This is a genomic window from Streptomyces griseorubiginosus (assembly GCF_017614965.1).
GTDB classification, from domain to species: domain Bacteria; phylum Actinomycetota; class Actinomycetes; order Streptomycetales; family Streptomycetaceae; genus Streptomyces; species Streptomyces griseorubiginosus_B.
Window position 1 is genome coordinate 1 of record NZ_WVUG01000516.1, and the last position, 3,352, is coordinate 3,352.

2 protein-coding genes are annotated in these 3,352 nt (G+C 71.8%); one reads left to right on the top strand and one right to left on the bottom strand.

Features of this window, described 5'->3' with window-relative positions; translation table 11 throughout:
- Window positions 1–585 precede the first annotated feature (585 nt).
- Window positions 586–750, bottom strand: coding sequence for a hypothetical protein (locus GRC12_RS42945; RefSeq protein ID WP_208785865.1), 165 nt, complete (start codon window positions 748–750; stop codon window positions 586–588).
- Between the two features lie 249 nt (window positions 751–999).
- On the opposite strand from GRC12_RS42945, the gene GRC12_RS42950 reads away from it, so the two are divergent.
- On the top strand, window positions 1,000–3,352 hold a 2,353-nt coding region (locus GRC12_RS42950), incomplete at its 3' end, for a sel1 repeat family protein (RefSeq protein WP_208785866.1).

Here is a 3,352-nt window from a genome sequence, read left to right on the forward strand (position 1 = left end):
CTTCGCACCCCCTCCCCCACCCCTCTGAACTCCGGCAAAGACGAGGGCCGCTACACAATCCCGGCCGCAGACAGGGCGCGGCGTAGCCGGGCGCGCCCCCCGGCTGCTGCGTCGGCGAAAACCCCGACGGTCCAACGACCGGCATACCAAGTGACGTTGAGAGCGAAGAAGGGGTGAGCGAGTGCGCTGGCGTCCAGCACCGTGCTCACTGTCAGCGTGAGGAGAGGAAGGGGGGCGCGGCATGATCGCAACATTTGTCGCAGGTCTTTCCGCCCTGAGCGGTGTGGTCCTGGGAGGCTGGCTGTCCATGCGCAACCACGACCGCATGGCGCAGCGCGAGCATGAGCGGCAGTGGCGCGAGGTCCGGCTGCGCTTTTACAACGACTTCCTGGCGGCGCACCGCAAGTACGTGGCGTTCGTCTTGGAGCCGACCGCCCGCATCACCGCGGCACCCCATCGTCGCTCACCGGGTCGCTTGATGCCGTTCTTCGAGGAGACGGGACGGCCCTACAAGGAGACACTTGAGGCCGGATTCACCGCCATGCGGCTGGTGGCGCTCAGCCCTGCGACGGTCGGCACGGCTGTTCAGATGGTCACCCACGCCCGCCAACTCGCCGCCGCACGCGCCACCTGCAGCCCAGCAACCTGCCCTCCAGCCTTTTCCAGCTGTTGTGGGAGGCCGAGCAGGACTTCCTCAGTGCCATCCGTGGCGAGCTCGGCCTGCAGCCGATGCCCCGCGATCTCGCCCAAAGCGCGTGACCGTGAGTTGCAGCGGCGGCCTTTCACTGGGGCCGCTTTCCACGCCCTTGTATCGTGCGGGCCGACACCCCCTGGCCGTCGCCGGTTGACCAGGACCGCGAGCGCAGGGCCGTGTCAGAGATCCCGCTAAAGGCACTCCGCCTTGTCTCCCTCTGCGTGCCCAAAGACGCAGAAAACGATGGGTGCGCAGGCGAAGATGAATGACGAGCGGAAACAAGACAGTGGCGGGAGACCAGTCGGGTGCCGGACGAGCAGACACAGCCTGCTGCAGCGTGGCGCGATGTGCTGGGCGCAGGGCGTCTGGGGCAGCCGATCGCGCGGTGCAGCCCGCTCGATCTGGAGGTGCACCCGGTTGCCTCCCCACTGGGCGGTGTCGGCGGCCAGGGTGTCCGGGAGGTGCTGCTGCCCGGCTATGTGGTGCGCGATCATGACCGAGTGCTGGCCGAGGTGGTCCGCGAGGCGGCGCGGGGCCGCAGTCACTTGGTGGTGCTGGTCGGTTCGTCCTCGACCGGGAAGACCCGGGCGTGCTGGGAAGCGGTCCAGCCGCTGGCCCGGTGGGGGTGGTGGCTGTGGCATCCCTTCGCCCCAACTCGGGCCGAGGCGGTGCTGGCCAGCCTGCAGACGGTGCCGCCTGGCACGGTGGTGTGGCTGAACGAGGCCCAGCACTACCTCGGTGATCCCCTGCTGGGTGAGCAGATCGCTGCTGCGCTTCATGCGCTGTTGACCGATGCCGGCCGGGGACCGGTCCTCATCCTGGCCACGCTGTGGCCGGAGCTCGTTCAGCAGTACACGGCTCTGCCCCGGCCGGGCGAGGGCGATGTGCACAGCCGGGTGCGGGAACTGCTCGCCGCGCGGATGCTGTCGGTGCCGGAGGCCTTCGACGACGAGGCGCTGCGCGCGGCTACCGTACTGGCCGAGGAGGGTGATGTGCTGCTGGCGGATGCGCTCACCCGGGCCGGCACGAGTGGGCGGATCACCCAGGATCTGGCGGGGGCGCCCGAGCTGCTGCGCCGCTACCGGCACGGCTCACCGGCCGCCGTGGCCATCCTCAGCGCGGCGATGGATGCCCGGCGGCTGGGGGTCGGTGTGCATCTGCCGCAGCTGTTTTTGGCCGAGGCGTGCGTGGACTATCTCGACGACGTTGACTATGCCCAACTCGGCGAGGGCTGGGTGGAGTCGGCGTTCGCTGAACTGACCCGGCTGGTGCACGGTAAGCAGGCGCCGCTGCGCCGCGTCGTCCCCCGTCTGCGGCACCGTTCTCCCCTCCCCGGGCCGGCCGACGGCCTGGCGGCGAACACGCCGGCCCTCTTCCAGCTCGCCGACTATCTGGAGCAGCACGGCCGGGCCACGCGCCGCAGGCTGTGCCCGCCGGCCTCATTCTGGGACGCTGCCGGGCGTCACCTCTTGGGCCCGGACGACCTCGACGGCCTGGCCCGCGCTGCTCGGGCACGCTACCGCCTGCAATGGGCTGATCACCTTGGCCGGCGTGCCGCCGAAGCCGGCCAGGTGCGGGCGCTGGTGGCTCAGGCGGCCCGGTGCGTGCGGGCCGCCAACTGGGCGGAAGCCGCAATGCTGTACCGGCGGGCGGCCGACGTCGGCCACACCCGGGCCTGGGCGCTACTGGCGGAGGCGCACGAGCAGGCCGGCGAGCCTGAGATGGCCGAAGACCTGGCCTGGCAGGCGGCCGCGGCCGGCCATGTGCGGGCGCTCGCCCGGATCGCAGTGCTGCGGGAAGTGGCCGGAGACCGGGCCGGAGCGCAGACGCTGGCCCTGCAGGCGGCCGAGGCCGGCCACGGCCAGCCGCTGCAGCGGCTGGCCGCACTGCGCGAGACGCGGGGGCGACGCGAGGACGCCGAGGCCATTGCTCGCCTCGCCGCCGGCCATGGCCACCCGCACGTGCTTGCCATGCTGGCTGAACTGCGCGAGGTTGCCGGGGACTTGGCCAGTGCGCAGGCCCTGTACCAACAGGCCATCGACGCCGGCCACAGCTATGCCCTGGTCTGCCTTGCGCTGCTGCGTGAGGAGGCCCACGACCTGGATGACGCCGACGACCTGGCCCTGCAGGCTGCCGCAGCCGGACACCTGCGCGCCGTGGCCCTGCTGAGCGGGCTGCGTACCGAAGCCGGCCATCACGACCGTGCCGAAGCGTTGTGCAACCGGGCCGTCGCGGCCGGCCACACCCAGGCCCTGCTCGTGCTGGCCGGGCTGCGCCAGCAGGCCGGCGATCCGGACGGCGCCGAAGGACTGTACCGTCAGGCCGCTGAAGCGGGTCACAGCCAGGCATTGCTCTTCTCGGCGCGGCTGCGGGAGAAAGCCGGCGATACCGATACCGCGGAGGCTCTCTACCGCAGGGCCGCCGACGCAGGCCACATCTCCGCGCTCACGGCGTTGTCCGCGCTGCGGGAGCGGGCCGGCGACCCGGCCGCTGCCGAAGACCTCGCCTGGCAGGCCGCCGACGCAGGTGCAGCCCACGCCCTCTCGCACCTGGTGATGGTCCGCCGCCGCGCCGGACGCCTCCAGGACGCCGACGCCCTCGCCCGGCAGGCCATCGATGCCGGCCACATCCCCCGGGCCGACTTCCGCCGCAGCAGCC